The sequence below is a fragment of the Leptospira jelokensis genome (genome assembly GCF_004769635.1).
GTDB lineage: Bacteria > Spirochaetota > Leptospiria > Leptospirales > Leptospiraceae > Leptospira_A > Leptospira_A jelokensis.
In genome coordinates this window covers 25414-40292 of the sequence record NZ_RQGH01000007.1, presented here as the reverse complement: position 1 = coordinate 40292, position 14879 = coordinate 25414, and the positions used below count along the sequence as shown (strand labels likewise).

Sequence of the window (14879 nt, the reverse complement as noted above, 5' to 3'; positions counted from 1 at the left end):
TTGCTTCTGGACAGATGCTCAGTTGGAATCGGATCTTATCAGAACTTTCGATCATTCGTTTTTACTTATATTCTAAAATTCCATTTGTAATTTAGAATAATTCTATTTAGATGGAACCCATCTCAATCATACCAATCCCATGGCTTTGCGGGTTGTAGGTGGATTTATGACAATGTTTCGCCTTTCGGGTGTTTCCAGGTTAGACCAACTTAAAATATACACACCGATATTTTTGGACAGTTTGTTCGATTCTCATAAACGCGAGTTGATGTTAACAGACCAAGCAGCCAAAGTATTGGCCAGCTTGCGAAAGTTATGTGTTCCTGATCTAAGCCAAAGTTATTTTGCCTTCCAACTCAATACAGAGACAATTAAAGAAAATGAACTAAAGGTATATGGGAAAGGTATGGTATCACTCATCCAAAATTTGTTGGATAATGAACTGGCAATGCCCATATTTTATTTGGTTCGAAAAGAAGAAGAAGTTTCTGCAAACCAAATACCTTCCTATCCAACTTTGGTAGAACCATTACAAGTGGAACTTGCCATTGTATCCTATTCTGGAGAACGGGTCGAAGAAAAATATGCGTTTGCCTATAATTCCATTGCAGCCAGGTCCTTTGTCAATTTACAAAATTTTTTAGTAGATAACTTCCAAAAAGAAACAAGTGACTTCTACCAAATTGCGATAAGTTCGTTAAATCAAAAACCTGAATCCATCATTCGTTCTTTATTATTAGGATTTGATACACCTTTTCATACCAAACTGGAATTTCGTGAAGAACTAGTCGAATACCTAGAAGATGGATTTGCCAATTCAGAAATTTACTTTTTTTTACCCACACTGGGTTGGATTTATTATGATACCACCGATGCGATCCAAAAAGAATTAGAATTCTCTAAGTTTTTTGAAGAGAAAATTGTTCCAAAACTCATCGAATTAGAACCAAGTGTAAAAGTGATTCACGATGGTATGAAAGAAAAAATTAAGGATTCAAAGTTTGATGAACTCAGGAAACAATCCTATTTGCCTCAAATCGAATTTCTAGAAACGATCCAGTCCACTCTCTCTTTTGAAGGGGAACCAATCCTTGAGTTTGTAAAAATTTACCAAATATTAACAACAAAGGCAGAGAAAATTTCGGAAGAAAAGGCAGCGATTGAAGCCAAACAACATTTTGAAATATTGTATACAATGTTAAAGATGGGAGATAATTTTATCAGCCGATTTTTGTTAATCGATCAATCAATGTATACAGGAAACGACCGAGTCATCTTAGAATTACAGAAAGCAGACGATGTGATGTTTTGTGAATACTATTATAATTCAACTTTTTATTGGGTTTTCCTTTCTAAGGATGTAAGCTCTGGAAACATCGTGATGGAAAAAACCATTGAACATTATTATGATGGAGATCACACTCTATACATCTTTGAAACACTCATGGAAAAATACCCCCATGTGAAAAAAAGTTTTTTGTCAAACCTAAGATTTAAAAACTTATACAGAGATGCCAAAAACATTGTGTATTGGAAACAAATGTCTTTTGTTTACCGATTGTTTCGATTTTTTGTTGGGGATGAATTTCCATTGGAATGGGAAAAAAATATCCTCTCTAAAGTGAAATACAACCAAATGAAAGCCAAATACCTACCAAGAAAAAATAAAACCAGAGAATCAGGCGGGAAACCATAATGAAACACCGTAAATTTTGTTGTCAAAATATTGGAATCCTAAGAGATAAGAGATAACCGTTAGGGGTGCCTAAGGTTTTTGGTGATCCAAAAATTCGGCTGAGAAATACCCTTTTTGAACCTGATCTTGGTAATACTTGCGAAGGGAAACGGAAAAAAAATATTCCTAAGTTAGTGTTTGTGACCATTTTCCATCGGAATGGTTTTTTAGCTAACGTTGGTTATACTCCTTTTTTCCTTCCTTGCATACCATTGATGAGAGTTTCCGGCCAAGGAAATCGTATGTCTGAGAACCATCCAACCCATTTGTCTATCAACGAAGTGTTTACACCACAAAGCACCATTCCTTTGTCAAATGGAACCGAATTTAAGGCCTACCGCACAGAAGGCATGTATTGCATCCATGAGGAAACATATGATTACAAACAAGGAATCCCGAAACTAAGAAAACCTTGGATAGACGGAAGGGAGAATCGCGGAGAAAAAAAATTTTCCCAACTCTATTATGCAAAACGAAACATCCTGACAGAAGAGATGGTGTATGTTGCCAAAAGAGAAGGTATGCCTCCTGAATTTGTGATGAACGAAGTAAAAATAGGTCGTGCGATCATACCGTCTAACAAACGCCACTTGGAACTGGAACCTATGATCATAGGGAAAAAATTCCTCGTTAAAATCAATGCAAACATAGGAAATTCTGCCATTTTATCCTCAATAGAAGATGAGGTGGAAAAACTAAGATGGGCACTCCATTGGGGGGCAGATACCGTGATGGACTTGTCCACAGGCAAAAACATCCATGAAACAAGGGAATGGATCCTTCGCAATTCCCCTGTTCCCATTGGTACTGTTCCGCTGTACCAAACGTTGGAAAAGGTGAAGGGGAAGGTTGAAGATTTAAATATATCTGTATTTTTAGAAACCTTGGAAGAACAAGCTGAACAGGGTGTGGATTATTTTACAATCCATGCGGGAGTTTTACGTGAGTATGTCCAACTCACAGAAAAACGGATCACAGGGATTGTTTCGAGAGGTGGTTCCATTTTGGCAAAATGGTGTAACCACCATAAAAAAGAAAACTTCCTCTATGAACATTTTGATCAGATTTCAAAAGTCATGCAAAAGTATGGAGTTTCATATTCACTGGGAGATGGGTTACGTCCAGGTTGCATCAACGATGCCAATGACGCTGCCCAATTTGCAGAATTAAAAACCTTAGGGGAGCTCACAAAACGAGCATGGTCAGATGACATCCAGGTAATGGTGGAGGGGCCAGGTCATGTTCCCATGCACCTCATCCAAGAAAATGTTCGTTTGCAAGAAGAGATCTGTATGGAAGCTCCCTTTTATACCCTTGGTCCTCTTGTCACAGACATTGCTCCTGGGTATGACCATATCACATCGGCCATTGGTGCTGCGATGATTGCTTGGTATGGAACGGCTATGCTCTGTTATGTGACACCAAAAGAACATTTGGGCCTACCGAACAAACAAGATGTCAAGGATGGAGTGATTGCTTATAAAATTGCAGCCCATGCCGCAGACCTTGCCAAAGGCCACCCCGGTGCCAAAGAACGTGATGATTTGTTAAGCAAAGCTCGCTTCGAGTTCCGATGGGAAGACCAGTTTGCCCTCTCTCTTGATCCAGAACTGGCAAGGTCATACCATGATGAGTCTCTCCCCCAAGATGGAATGAAAAAGGCACATTTTTGTTCGATGTGTGGGCCTCATTTTTGTTCCATGCGCCTAACATCTGATTTACGAAAGGAAACGGTTAGTGCCAGTACGGAAACCAATGAGATGGACCTGTAAGTTTACCTGTTAAAGGAGAATTTGAGAGAGGGTATCCCTTTTTAATTTCCTTCCAATGGATTAGGGAATGGTTTGTGTTGAGAGGGAAGGCAAAGCTAAAATTGGATCAAGACAATCGAAACAAAAAAACCCAGGTGAAACCTGGGTTTTTCCATTGGATTGTTTTGGTTGTTTATAAACCTAAACTTCTACCAATGATTTCTTTCATGATCTCAGTGGTTCCCGCATAGATGGTTTGGATCCTTGCATCGAGGTATGCCCTTGCAATCGGATACTCCATCATATAACCATACCCACCAAAGAATTGTAAACACTCATCCGTATGGCGTTTTTGCATCTCTGTTGCATACCATTTGCACATAGAGGCTTCTGCTGTTGTGTTTTCACCTTTCATGTGTTCCATGACCACTTTGTCACAGAAAACTTGAGCCATCTCCAGTTCTGTTGCCATTTCTGCCATTTTGAATTTTGTGTTTTGGAAAGATCCAATCTTTTGGCCAAATGCTTTTCGTTCTTTGATGTATTGTAGGGTGATGGTTTGCACAAGTCGTGTTGCTTCCACTGCTGCCACCGCTAACACCAAACGTTCTTGTGCGAGTTTTTGCATGAGGTAACGAAACCCTTGTCCTTGTTTTCCGATAAGATTGGACTTAGGAACAATCACATCATTGAAATACAATTCGGAAGTATCTTGTGCCTTGAGTCCAATTTTATCTAAGTTACGGCCACGTTCAAATCCTTTCATCCCTTCTTCGATCATAACAAGAGAGATGGTTCCATTATCATGTTTCACCGCGGTGATGATGAGGTCTGCCAACTGTCCATTGGAGATAAACGTTTTTTGTCCATTCACAACAAAATGATCACCCTTATCCACTGCACTGGTTCGTAAGGATTTTAAATCGGAACCAGCACCAGGTTCTGTCATGGCAACGGCAAGGATGGATTCACCCGAAGCACATTTGGGCAACCAACGTTTCTTTTGTTCGTCGCTTGCATAGGTCGAAATATACGGAGCGATCACATCATTGTGTAGGGAAATGAAAAATCCACTATTTCCTACCCGAGATGATTCTTCGATGATGATGATATTGTATAAAAAGTCGGCTCCCGAACCGCCGTATTCGGCAGGAACATCGGGACAAAGCAGTCCGTTTTCACCGGCTTTCCTCCAAACTTCCTTCGGCACAATGTGGTTTTTTTCCCATTCTTCATGGTGAGGTTTGACTTCTGTTTCAAAAAATTTCCGAGCCATCTCGCGGAATTGTTGGTGTTCTTCAGTAAAGGGGAGGATACGCTCCATAAAATTTGTGACTCCTTGATATGGAAATGTTACAAAAATGGCGAATTGAGGTCAATTATAAACAGTGTTCAGCTTCATATAGACACCAGGATTTTTCTTAATGTACTGGATGGCGTCTTCTTGGGAAAGCACATAGAGCTCTGTGCCTGGCCAAGCGATGAAACTGAAATGGGAAGGGAGGCCTTTCGTGAGTGAGTAAATTTCCCCCACAAAATCCCCAGCCCCGAGTTCGCGGATGGTTTTGTGGTTCTGCATGACAACTACGGTCCCAGACCGGACAATGTAGGCATTTTGGAAGGTTTGGTTTTCTTCGATGAGGACGGCTTCTTTTTTGACTGTCTCAAGTTTTAAAATGAGTTCGAGTTGGGTCACCTGGTAACTGGTAAGGCCACGGAAGGTTTGGGACTCGGTCAGTGTTTTCCAGGTATTGGTTTCTCGGATGCTATTCAGTTTGATGAGGTTTTCGTGGAGTTTCGAGCCTCGGATGAACTGGAAAAACCTTGTTTTTTCGATGGTGAGGGCAAGTACATCTGTCTCTGCATACACATCGGCTTGGCGCACCGTATCGAGGATGAGAGATGCTTCTCCAAAGTATTCATAGGTTCCGTATCGTTTCACTGCGGAATGGTCACTGGAAAGTCCTTCAAACCGTACATTCCCAGAAGCAATGATGAAAAACCGATCCCCATGGGTTCCTTTTTTGATGATTTGTTCCCCGCGACGGAAGCGTTCTTCTTTTACAATTTGTAAAAACTCTTTAGCCTTCTCAATGGGAAATCCAGAGAAGATATCAATCTGGGATAAAATTTCTAAAAGTTGGAATGCCTCTTGGTGTTTGGGAGGGGTGATCTCCGGATACAATGTATTTTCAATACCAAATTTAGCAAGGGTTAGGTGGTTTCCTTGTGGCATATCTTTTGCCGCAATGTGGTAAACAGTGATCCTTTTTTGCACTTCTTCTGGTAAAGATGCCAAATAACTGATTTTAGTATGGAGGGGAGGTACACCTGCTTCATGGTAGATGATTTTACGATCCCATGGAAAGTCTTTTAGAAACTGGTATCTGGTTTCTGGTAAGACACCTTTTTTGTACATATCCTCGAAGGCTTCTGGGTCATTTAAATGGTCAGATGTGTAATAAAAGGATTGGTCTTGGAAGAAGAATTCAAAGCCAACGGAAGGGATGGAATGGAGGGCATAGTGAAAGTAAAATTCTCCCCCATTGATGATGGTGGGCCTACCGATCACCACTGGGATAAAATCAAATAAATCTGTGATTTCTTTTCGTGGAATCTTTGTTAGGCTGCAATATTTTTTGAGGAAGGATTCCATCACCGTAGCAGTTGCATAAATGGTGATTTTGGATTCTTCTAAGATCTTTTGGAAGGTTCCCGCATCATGGTCTGCATGGCAGTGGGTGAGGATGATGGAGTTGATAAACTTTGGGTTTACATTCGATTCTCGTAACCACTCCGTTGAGTTCACAGGTGGGTCGACCATGATCCCTTGTCCATTCAGCCAAATGATAAAACCTGAAGTGTTGTCACTTGGATCAAAACCATGGGAAGGCCCAAGGCAGGTGATTCCGATGAGTGGTGGTTGGAAAGGTTCTTCCAATCGTTTTCCAATATCGTATTTGACATGGAAGTCCACTTCGCCAGGGATTTTGATTTTTTTATCTCCATCCACAACAAGGAATTCGTTGGAAGGAAGTTGTTCGATGGTGATCCCACCAAACTTTGCTTTGTGGGAATCATCAAACAAAACAAATTCAACCACTTCTTCCATGGATTTGTAACTGCGGAAGTAAGCCATTTCCGCTTTGATATCGGGAAAACCAAAACTTTCGGCACCATCGATAAACTCGGACGTTAAGTTGAGTTCTTGAGGTCCCATAAGTGATTCCCCGAGAACAATGGTTAGCTGTTCTTTTTGTTCTGGGGAACAGACGATAAAGGTTTTTTTACCGCCCCGAAAGAAGAAATTAAAATAAATGGGGAATTCGAGTTCGGCAATGGAGATACCTTTTTCCACATGGAAAAACTTATTTGGGAGGACAAACACCAAAGGGGTCTTTTTTTCGAGCCCCATGGTGTCCTTAATTGTTTCAGGAGGGGATCCGAACTGGATGTACCCTTCTGAAGTATCGACTAAATATCCCCCTCTAGGGAGCGCTGTAAAACCATTCGGTTCGGAACTGACCATTAGGGGATAATTTATTTCCTACTTGTGATTTTCTATAAATTTTTTAATTTGCGGTTTTGGTAAAGCACCAATTGCTTTGTCTACTAAAACTCCATCTTTATAGAGAAGAAGGGTAGGGATGGATTGGATTCCAAGCTCCTGCGCTGTCTTCTGGTTGAAATCAACGTTTAGTTTTGTAATTTTGATATCCGCCATTTCTTGCGAAAGTTCGTCAAGAACTGGGGCAACCATTCTACAAGGTCCACACCATTCTGCCCAACAATCTACTAAAACCACGCCATTTGCAGTTTCTTGTTTGAAATTGGCGTCATTGATTTCTGTAAGTGCCATATTTCGAAATCTCCTTTTGAAACGTATAACCTTTCTATAAACTAGACTGGGGATTCTAGGGAAAATCGTCGATTATTGTTTCTTTTTTTTCTTTTTATCGTCGGATTCGAGGTCTGTGATCTTTTGTTGGAAGGACTCAATCAGTGTTTTTGTTTTTTCCAAATCTTCATTTTCGCCTGTAATTTGGAATATTTTGCGGTTCATCTCGAGCATTTCCACAGAATGTTTCAAATCTGTGGAATCTTGTGTTGACATTTCAAATTTGGAACGATAGTCCTGGGCCGCTTGGTTGGCAAGTTCGATGATCAGGTTAAAGTGTTCTTTGCGGATATAATAGTAAGGATTTTCTAAATCTTGTTCTTTTTCATAGGCAATGAAATCGAATAAATTTTTAGTACATGCCGCTACACGGAAATTGATGTCAGGCCATGACCATTTCCATTTGGAATTGGTTCCAAAGGCTGTGACCGTTTTTTTCATGGCTTGCAGCAATCCTTTGATGAGGTTTAGCCTTTGGGTTGGTGTGAACCTTTCAATTTTGGATAGTTGTTCTTTGTTTTCGGATAAAGATCCGTCCACATTGTTCCCAACCGTTTTTTCAATATAGGAGATGCAGTTATAAATTTCCTTTCTAGCGGTTTCTAAGTAATTGTTATTGTTGATCTCAAGGATGGCAGTGGAAAGTTCATTGATCACAATACAAGTGTTAATCGTCTTAATTGAATTGATGGCAAGGGAAATGTTAAAGTAAGGTTCCATCTCCTTACTTTTTTTGGCTTGGACTTTGAAAATATTGGCTTCTTTTTTTAGCTCTTCTAGGTAGTTTTTGAAATCTACCAATTTGTCATTGAAGTCCGCTTTTTTTTCCTTCGTGATGGCCATGTCTGGTTTCATTTTCGGCAGAAAGACCTGGTTTTGTCCATAAAAAACGTCGACCTGGCCTAGAGTTTGCCGAAACTGGAAAAGAATGGAAAATTCTCCTAGGAAACATAGGGACCTACTCGATTTACTCGACACCTACAAATACATGAACCAGGCGATTTTCTGGGATTTTTTGGATTTGGACGGGCGTTGGGACTTTGCCAATGGTTGGTTGCACTTAAACCACCCTGAGGATGAGTGGCGGGTACGGGCTTCCGAACAATTCCCACCCATCCGCCCAGAAGGCACAGACCACTAAATTTTTCCGACAGGGCTGATCGTTTTTGGTTCCTTCCGAAATCCACTTCGTTTCTCACACGTACTTCCGATTCCCAGTCTTAATTCGTTTACTTTACCATGGCACCTATAGTGGCAGACGTAGTCAGAACATAGGGGGAAAGAAGGTTTTAGAATTGTGATTTGAATCGAGGAGAGAAAGAGAACGGAAAGGATTTGGAAAGGGATCCAAGACCAATATTTGGTCTTGGATGGAGATTGGTATGCTTAGATTAGTAAGTGATCTTTAGGTCGGAGATATCGATGAACTTACGGAATAACAAACTGTTTGTTGGTTTTTTTGTATCAAACACAAGGACCGCTACTTTGTTGAAACTTAAGAAATTCGGTCTGTACTGCGTGTAGTGGTGGCTTGTGATGGTAGTTTTGTATTTGTTATTATAAATGGTGTAGGTGTGTTTTGGTAATGTTTCGTGCACCTGACGTTTTTTTTCATCTTCTGTTTGGGCAACGTAATTATAAATCACTTGTTTTTCTTTGGATGGGCCAGTTTCACCAAACAATGTGAATGGGAGAGCCTTTGCATTGTTTTTACAGAGGTAATCCACAACTTCAGTGAATGTAGGTTCTGGCATTTCTGCTTCAAAACCTGCGTAATGGCGTTTTTCCATTTCTTCTTTTTTCTTTGCGTAGGTTTCTTCACCCCAAATTTCTTTTGCAGTGAAAGGTGTTGGCATAATATTAGAGAAGTATAATGTTCTTTCGTCTTTTTCAGGGTCAGCTTTACGCCAAGCAGGATATGGTACCAACCTTCTTTCATCTTTATTGACTCGGTCCCCTTCAAAACCTGCCAAAACAAAAATTGAATATTCGTGGTTGTCTGGAACTCTTGATTCCAATTCCACTTGGACATCTAAAAATTCACCTTTACCTGTATCTGCATGCCGTCTGATGAAACTTACATTCTTCAAACGAATCCTGGCATCATACATGGATAGGGGATAAAGATCCCGGTTGTCTTTGGAAGAAGCGGCGGAAACCTGTGTCCCTTGTGTGTTCCCAGTTTCTTGTGCAAAGAGCGCAACACTGAGAAGGGTGAATGAAAGAGCGAATATTGTTTTGTTCATGTTCCGACTACCAATTTGGTTTATACAGTTAGTATCGAAGGAATGCCCCAGAAAAATTAGGGAAATTAGGCTTTTTTCGGCCGATTGTTTTCATCTACGAAGACAACTTTCGGTTTGTAATCGTTTGGGAGTTCCTTTTCCTCTACCTGGCCGTAGGTGATGATGATAACCTTGTCCCCCTTCATCCCAAGCCTTGCCGCGGCCCCGTTCAGGCAAATGGTTCCCGAACCCCGTTCTCCCACGATGAGGTAGGTTTCGAATCTGGCGCCATTATTGACGTTTACCACACTCACTTGTTCATAGGGTTTCATACCGGCCATATCCATTAGGTCTTGGTCGACGGTGAGGCTACCTTCGTAGTGGAGTTCCGCCTCAGTGACGACGGCTCTATGGATTTTGCCTTTGCAAACAGTGATGATCATTCGGACCTCTCAAATAAAACCCTAAACATTTTGCCCGATAGATTCAAAAGGCTTTTTTGGACAAGAACATGGATTTTCGTATTGATCCTGTCCACAGAAAACGGAATGGCAGCAAAAAGGGGAGTGACGACATAATTTTCATATAGATTGGGATAATGGCGATTTTCATCCACCACACGGCCTCGGAAAACTTCTACCACTTTCATCATCACACGTTTTTCTTCCTTGGAAAGGACTAGTCCATCCATCGGCTTCAAAAAACGTAAAGCGAAACCTTGGATTCCATTCCCTTCAATTTTCGGCACCACTTCGATGTGGCCCTTATCTTTTAATTGTAAGAGGGCTTCGTTCAGTTTGACGGGGTAAGGAGAGTCTTCTAAGTGGATATAGTCTCCTCGTGTGATCATCTCCGCATGTTTCTGGAAATGGACACCATCCGAAAAGTAAAGGAGCTTTGCTAAATCTAAGCGAGCTCGGCCATTCGGTGATTTTTCGAGGATCCAAAGGATCGCATGCAAAAGTTTCTCCATCAAAAAGGACTACCTTCCTATCTCTTTCCTTCGATTGTACCTTACCAAAGATACTTGGATTTCCAGGAAAATGCCAGGAAAAATCGAAGGGAATCCATGCTCTTTTTGGAACACAGTCCATGTTTGACAGGGGGCATTGGCGCGAAAGCGGAAAATCTTTTGGTTTCTAAGGAGTACTTAACCACTCTTGGGGTGGAACTTGTCTCTCTCCCTCGAGGAGGTGATTTCACTGCCCATGAACCTGGCCAAATTGTGGGTTACCTCCACATTGATTTAAAAAAAAGGAATATCAGTTTGGGTGATTTTTTACGAAACTTAAACGAGAGTTTGGCGGTGGCCGTAAAAGGGACTTGGGGGCTTTTGGTGGTGGAAAATCCAAAGGCACCAGGCCTTTATACCGAAACCACAGAAAAGAAGCTGATCTCAGAAGGGGTCTATGCCAAATCCCATTTTACGAGTTTTGGATTTGCTTTGAATGGAATCAATTCTCTCTCTACTTTCTCACTCATCCATCCTTGTGGGGCCAGGTCGGAAGATATGACATCCCTTGCGGAACTTGGGCTTGCCTCTGGTTTTTTGGAGAAACGTAAAGAATTTGTGCTCCGATTCTCTCGCCATTTCCTATCCCTTCTCCCTTAAATTCGATTTTTTATGTCCTTTCCTCGAGTTTGGCCGAAAAGAATAAGGGGGATCCATGAAATATTCACGTTTTTTTCTTTCCTTTATACTCTTTTTTATCCTCTCAGAAACCCTTGCACTCAGTGGGGTGGTTTGGACGTTTTATGAGTCCTTACAAAATGCTCTCATTCAAGAACAATTTATTTCTGACCACAGAGCACGAGATTTAAGTTTGGCACTTGCCAAATCGGCAGAGCAAAGACTAAATAACGAAGGTTATGTGGAAATGGAAAAGATGTTCCATCGTTATGTGGAACAGTCAAAAAATGATCCTGAACAATTTCGTTTTTTAAAAATCAGTTTGTATGCACCTGATGCCACTCTGCTTGTTTCCACTGACACCATTTATACAATTGATGAGTTAAAAAAACGAAAACCGGATGAAGAATTGGCCAAGTCCACTTTCTTTCGCAAAGGGATTCGCATGAAGAAATGGGAATGGTCGGAACCAGAAAATGGTGAAAATCCCATTGTCAATTCGAAACGTGACCCAAAACTAAGAGACGGATTTGAATGGGTATTGTCTTACCTTCCATTAGCGAAATCGAATACAGTTCGGTTGACGACACCCTTGTACAAACCTGGAACCTTGGATGTTTCTGGTCTTGTGATCCTTTTCTATGAACGAGGGAATTTAGGACTTCTATTTGAAAACCAATGGAAACTTGTGGAATGGATGGTTTTCAATTATATTCTGATTGCCTTTGTTGTGAGTTTATTACTAACAGGAGCTTTTGTCACCTATTCACTGTTTGCTTATAAGGAAACAGTGAACCAAAAAGAATCAGCTGAGTTTTTGCCCATACTTCAGAAAAAAACATTGGAAACAACTGAAAGTTCGGTGGAACCAGTGAGTGTGATGGAAGCGGAAATTCCAACTTCACATGCCCTAACTACGGAAAAAAAAGAAGACGTGGAAATTCTATCCAGTGGGCCTGTTGTGAACCAAGTCAAACCAGAAGCAAAAGACACAAACATTCAAGATGCAATCTTTTTAGGATAAATTATGGAATCAAAAGATAAAGTATTTTCCATTCAATTAAAAGGTGGTTTGGACGGGAGTAGTGCCGAGGATTTTTATCGATACTTCGAATCGCAACTAAACAAAGGTTATCGTAAGTTTTTATTCCAACTTGGAGCTCTCGACTACATCACTTCAAATGGGATTAGCATCCTCGTCAAAATCCACAAACAAATTCTAAAGGCAAATGCAGTGTATGCCATTTATGGATTAAAAACAGAAGTTGAAGATGTGCTGAAGTTAGTTGGTCTTTTTGAGAGACTTCCTATTTTTCGGAGTCATCATTCGGCCGAATCATTTTTACTCCAAGTGGATCTTTCTTCTGAAAGTAAAGAAACCTTTCACTCGAACCAATCGGATGGGAAACCAATCCAAAAAGAATTGCGAGATGGACCAAAAGCAGAAGAGAACAAAATTAGATTTTATTTTACTGGCAAATCGAAAGGGGAAGGGAAAGAGTCCCAAGGCAAAGAGCCAATTTCAAAATTAGAATCGATGGAAACAGAAAACAAAGTTGCAGAGTCCAAAACCTCGTCCATGGAAACTGTTTTAGAAGAAAAAATCAACCAACTCCGACTCGAAATCAAAGACTCCCTCCAATCTGAACTCGAAAGGCGATTTTCTGTTTACAAATCGGGTAAGGAACCAGATCCCAATTTGGAAAAAATTCCAAATTATATCCAATCCAAAACCAAACAATTGGAAACGGTAGAAAGGATCATCCAATGTGAAGTTTGTGGAACCAGGTTAAGGTTATTTAAATTTGGAAAACATGAATGCCCAAGTTGTAAAACACAATTCCAACTCAGTCCCAATGGTTCCATCCGTTTCCTTGAAAAATTAAATCCAATTTAAAACCTGGTCGTATGACAAACCAAGTCCCTGGGAATACGTCGAGTACGAAACGCTCCCTTGCTTTATCATTTTATACCTTTTTATCTAGGATTTTAGGCCTCGTCCGTGACCATTTTATGGCTGTTAGCTTTGGGACAGGTATGGTGGCATCTGCCTTTAGTGTGGCATACCGACTTCCCAATATGTTCCGCAATTTACTTGCGGAAGGGACCTTAAGCCAATCCTTTATGCCAATCTTTTCAGAGTATGAAAAAATGGGTGTTTTGGAAGCACGAGTGATGGCGGGAACGGTATTAAGTTTTCTTTTCCTTTGTTTGTCAGTATTTGTTGCTTTTTTTTGGTTTTTTGCTGCTCAGTTTTTGCCCACCTTAGTTGGCGGGTCACCTGAATATGGAAACTTAGTCGTAGAGCTTTCGTTAGTTCTTTTTTTCCTTATCATGACAGCAAGTTTGTCCTCGATATTTATGTCGATTTCAAACTCCCATCATAAATACTTTGTCCCTTCTTTATCTCCTATCATCCTTAACTTTAGTTATCTGATCGTATTTTTATTTGTTTTTCCTTTTTACCAAGAAATCAGAGACCGAGTTTTTTTACTCGCGTATGGAATTGTTTGTGGTGGGATACTACAACTCCTTGTCCAAGCTTGGTTTGTATTCCGCAATGGATATGGCCCCATCTTCCGATTGGATTTGAAACACCCTGCCATCAAAAAGATTTTTAAACTCATGTTACCGGCAGCACTTGGAGGGAGTTTTTATCAGATTGGTCTTCTTGTGGATATCTTCCTTGCCAACTACATCCAAAACCAAAACCCAGGGCTTGGTGCCGTTGTGAGTTTGGATTATGCCCAAAGGTTAGTCCAACTTCCCACAGGGATCATTGGTGTAGCCCTTGCGACGACCATCCTCCCATCCCTCTTAAAAGATTTACGGGAAGGCCGTGAAGAAAATATTCCAAAAGAAATTGGGGATGTGTTATCGTTTGCATTCTTTTTAACATTGCCAGCAAGCATTGGTTTGGCGGTCTTAGGGGAAACTGTTTTGGATTCTATATATTACGGAGGTCGTTGGGATCATTTGGCCACAATTACCGCATTTTTCCCTTTGGTGTTTTATTCACTCGCGATTCCATTTTATAGCATCAATAAAGTTCTCGTTTCCTCGTATTATGCTTTTTCAGATACCAAAACACCTTTACGCATCCAATTGGTTTCATTTTTTTTGAGTGTGATTGTGAGCATTAGCCTAATGTTTTTTTTGAAACATTCCGCCATCGCCCTTGCTTCTGCACTCAGTTCAATTGTCACATCTTCTTTATTACTGTTTTATCTAAAAGCCCACCAAGTGAAGATTCCCTTCGCATCTGTCGGTAAACGTGTGTTAAAAATGGTGCCGGCACTCTTCGGACTTTTCTTTTGGTTAATCGTTTCGGAGTGGGTCATCAAACCTAACATACATAGTTTGGGGAACGATATTTTTGGTTTCAGTTATGCTAACTTGAGTCGTTTGAGCCTTAGTGTTTCGATTTTTCCAGCAGTGGTCATTTATTTTGGAATCGCAACCTATACAGGCCTTTCCGAATCCGAGATCATATTGGGTAGGTTTTTACGGAGGTGGAAACAAAAACCAAAGTCGTAATCTATGGTTCGATGTCTGACTTTGGGTTTGGCTTTGAAACGAGAACGGAAACGGAGAGAAACCTGACTGCAGTTTAACTCCGTGCTTCGTTACAATTTGTTTT

At 40.6% G+C, this 14879-nt stretch carries 14 protein-coding genes and 1 riboswitch; of the genes, 7 read left to right on the top strand and 7 right to left on the bottom strand.

The genetic code is table 11. The features are described 5' to 3' along the window. Positions 1–166 precede the first annotated feature (166 nt). Both EHQ62_RS01310 and thiC read left to right on the top strand, forming a co-directional pair. Positions 167–1696 carry a hypothetical protein gene (locus EHQ62_RS01310; protein WP_135640463.1) on the top strand — a complete coding sequence of 510 codons (1530 nt, stop codon included), beginning with the start codon at positions 167–169 and terminating at the stop codon, positions 1694–1696. A 51-nt stretch (positions 1697–1747) separates the two neighbouring features. Continuing rightward, a riboswitch (TPP riboswitch) is annotated at positions 1748–1860 on the top strand. Between the two features lie 117 nt (positions 1861–1977). Further along, a complete protein-coding gene (thiC, locus tag EHQ62_RS01305) occupies positions 1978–3507 on the top strand; it encodes a phosphomethylpyrimidine synthase ThiC (protein ID WP_135640462.1) in 1530 nt (509 codons plus the stop codon). A 172-nt stretch (positions 3508–3679) separates the two neighbouring features. Here the strand turns inward: thiC and EHQ62_RS01300 are convergent, their stop codons facing one another. From EHQ62_RS01300 to EHQ62_RS01285, 4 genes are read right to left on the bottom strand one after another with little or no spacing between them, the layout of a single operon-like run. Then, the gene (locus tag EHQ62_RS01300; RefSeq protein WP_135640461.1) at positions 3680–4810 is read right to left on the bottom strand and encodes an acyl-CoA dehydrogenase family protein; all 1131 of its coding nucleotides are present in this window, start codon (positions 4808–4810) and stop codon (positions 3680–3682) included. Positions 4811–4861: 51 nt separating this feature from the next. Further along, positions 4862–7015: a cAMP/cGMP-dependent 3',5'-cyclic-AMP/GMP phosphodiesterase gene (locus tag EHQ62_RS01295; RefSeq protein ID WP_135640460.1), complete on the bottom strand. Its 2154-nt coding sequence runs from the start codon at positions 7013–7015 to the stop codon at positions 4862–4864. Between the two features lie 18 nt (positions 7016–7033). Continuing rightward, positions 7034–7372: a thioredoxin gene (trxA, locus tag EHQ62_RS01290; RefSeq protein ID WP_083930036.1), complete on the bottom strand. Its 339-nt coding sequence runs from the start codon at positions 7370–7372 to the stop codon at positions 7034–7036. A gap of 45 nt (positions 7373–7417) precedes the next feature. Next, positions 7418–8227: a hypothetical protein gene (locus EHQ62_RS01285; RefSeq protein ID WP_135640638.1), complete on the bottom strand. Its 810-nt coding sequence runs from the start codon at positions 8225–8227 to the stop codon at positions 7418–7420. Positions 8228–8312: 85 nt separating this feature from the next. Here EHQ62_RS01285 and EHQ62_RS01280 point away from each other — a divergent pair, with 85 nt between their 5' ends. Next, positions 8313–8525 (top strand): hypothetical protein, encoded by a 213-nt coding sequence (locus EHQ62_RS01280; RefSeq protein ID WP_135634984.1) that lies wholly within the window; start codon positions 8313–8315, stop codon positions 8523–8525. A 250-nt stretch (positions 8526–8775) separates the two neighbouring features. Here EHQ62_RS01280 and EHQ62_RS01275 read toward each other — a convergent pair whose 3' ends face one another. The 3 genes from EHQ62_RS01275 to EHQ62_RS01265 form a co-directional block, all read right to left on the bottom strand. Next, entirely contained in the window at positions 8776–9630 is an 855-nt protein-coding gene (locus EHQ62_RS01275; RefSeq protein ID WP_135640459.1) for a hypothetical protein, read from the bottom strand. 65 nt (positions 9631–9695) lie between these two features. Further along, complete coding sequence (gene panD / locus EHQ62_RS01270; protein ID WP_015678674.1) at positions 9696–10052, bottom strand: aspartate 1-decarboxylase; 357 nt, start codon at positions 10050–10052, stop codon at positions 9696–9698. Next, on the bottom strand, positions 10049–10582 hold the full coding sequence (locus tag EHQ62_RS01265; RefSeq protein WP_135640458.1) for a type II toxin-antitoxin system antitoxin SocA domain-containing protein: 534 nt from the start codon (positions 10580–10582) through the stop codon (positions 10049–10051). Before EHQ62_RS01265 ends, panD begins: the two co-directional genes overlap by 4 nt. 96 nt (positions 10583–10678) lie before the next feature. On the opposite strand from EHQ62_RS01265, the gene lipB reads away from it, so the two are divergent. From lipB to murJ, 4 genes are read left to right on the top strand one after another with little or no spacing between them, the layout of a single operon-like run. Continuing rightward, positions 10679–11221, top strand: a complete 543-nt coding sequence (gene lipB, locus EHQ62_RS01260; protein WP_425269516.1) for a lipoyl(octanoyl) transferase LipB — start codon at positions 10679–10681, stop codon at positions 11219–11221. A gap of 55 nt (positions 11222–11276) precedes the next feature. Beyond that, positions 11277–12263: an LIC_12071 family protein gene (locus EHQ62_RS01255; protein ID WP_135640456.1), complete on the top strand. Its 987-nt coding sequence runs from the start codon at positions 11277–11279 to the stop codon at positions 12261–12263. A 3-nt stretch (positions 12264–12266) separates the two neighbouring features. Beyond that, positions 12267–13136, top strand: a complete 870-nt coding sequence (locus EHQ62_RS01250) for an STAS domain-containing protein (RefSeq protein ID WP_135640455.1) — start codon at positions 12267–12269, stop codon at positions 13134–13136. Between the two features lie 11 nt (positions 13137–13147). Then, the gene (murJ, locus tag EHQ62_RS01245; protein WP_135640454.1) at positions 13148–14776 is read left to right on the top strand and encodes a murein biosynthesis integral membrane protein MurJ; all 1629 of its coding nucleotides are present in this window, start codon (positions 13148–13150) and stop codon (positions 14774–14776) included. Positions 14777–14879 lie beyond the last annotated feature (103 nt).

What these genes read in the sequence shown, in the direction of transcription:
- lipB (WP_425269516.1), top strand. Translation starts at nt 10,679, where the DNA reads ATGCTCTTTTTGGAACACAGTCCATGTTTGACAGGGGGCATTGGCGCG.
- panD (WP_015678674.1), bottom strand. Translation starts at nt 10,052, where the DNA reads ATGATCATCACTGTTTGCAAAGGCAAAATCCATAGAGCCGTCGTCACT.
- EHQ62_RS01280 (WP_135634984.1), top strand. Translation starts at nt 8,313, where the DNA reads ATGGAAAATTCTCCTAGGAAACATAGGGACCTACTCGATTTACTCGAC.
- EHQ62_RS01295 (WP_135640460.1), bottom strand. Translation starts at nt 7,015, where the DNA reads ATGGTCAGTTCCGAACCGAATGGTTTTACAGCGCTCCCTAGAGGGGGA.
- EHQ62_RS01310 (WP_135640463.1), top strand. Translation starts at nt 167, where the DNA reads ATGACAATGTTTCGCCTTTCGGGTGTTTCCAGGTTAGACCAACTTAAA.
- thiC (WP_135640462.1), top strand. Translation starts at nt 1,978, where the DNA reads ATGTCTGAGAACCATCCAACCCATTTGTCTATCAACGAAGTGTTTACA.
- EHQ62_RS01265 (WP_135640458.1), bottom strand. Translation starts at nt 10,582, where the DNA reads ATGGAGAAACTTTTGCATGCGATCCTTTGGATCCTCGAAAAATCACCG.
- EHQ62_RS01300 (WP_135640461.1), bottom strand. Translation starts at nt 4,810, where the DNA reads ATGGAGCGTATCCTCCCCTTTACTGAAGAACACCAACAATTCCGCGAG.
- EHQ62_RS01255 (WP_135640456.1), top strand. Translation starts at nt 11,277, where the DNA reads ATGAAATATTCACGTTTTTTTCTTTCCTTTATACTCTTTTTTATCCTC.
- EHQ62_RS01285 (WP_135640638.1), bottom strand. Translation starts at nt 8,227, where the DNA reads ATGGCCATCACGAAGGAAAAAAAAGCGGACTTCAATGACAAATTGGTA.
- EHQ62_RS01250 (WP_135640455.1), top strand. Translation starts at nt 12,267, where the DNA reads ATGGAATCAAAAGATAAAGTATTTTCCATTCAATTAAAAGGTGGTTTG.
- murJ (WP_135640454.1), top strand. Translation starts at nt 13,148, where the DNA reads ATGACAAACCAAGTCCCTGGGAATACGTCGAGTACGAAACGCTCCCTT.
- EHQ62_RS01275 (WP_135640459.1), bottom strand. Translation starts at nt 9,630, where the DNA reads ATGAACAAAACAATATTCGCTCTTTCATTCACCCTTCTCAGTGTTGCG.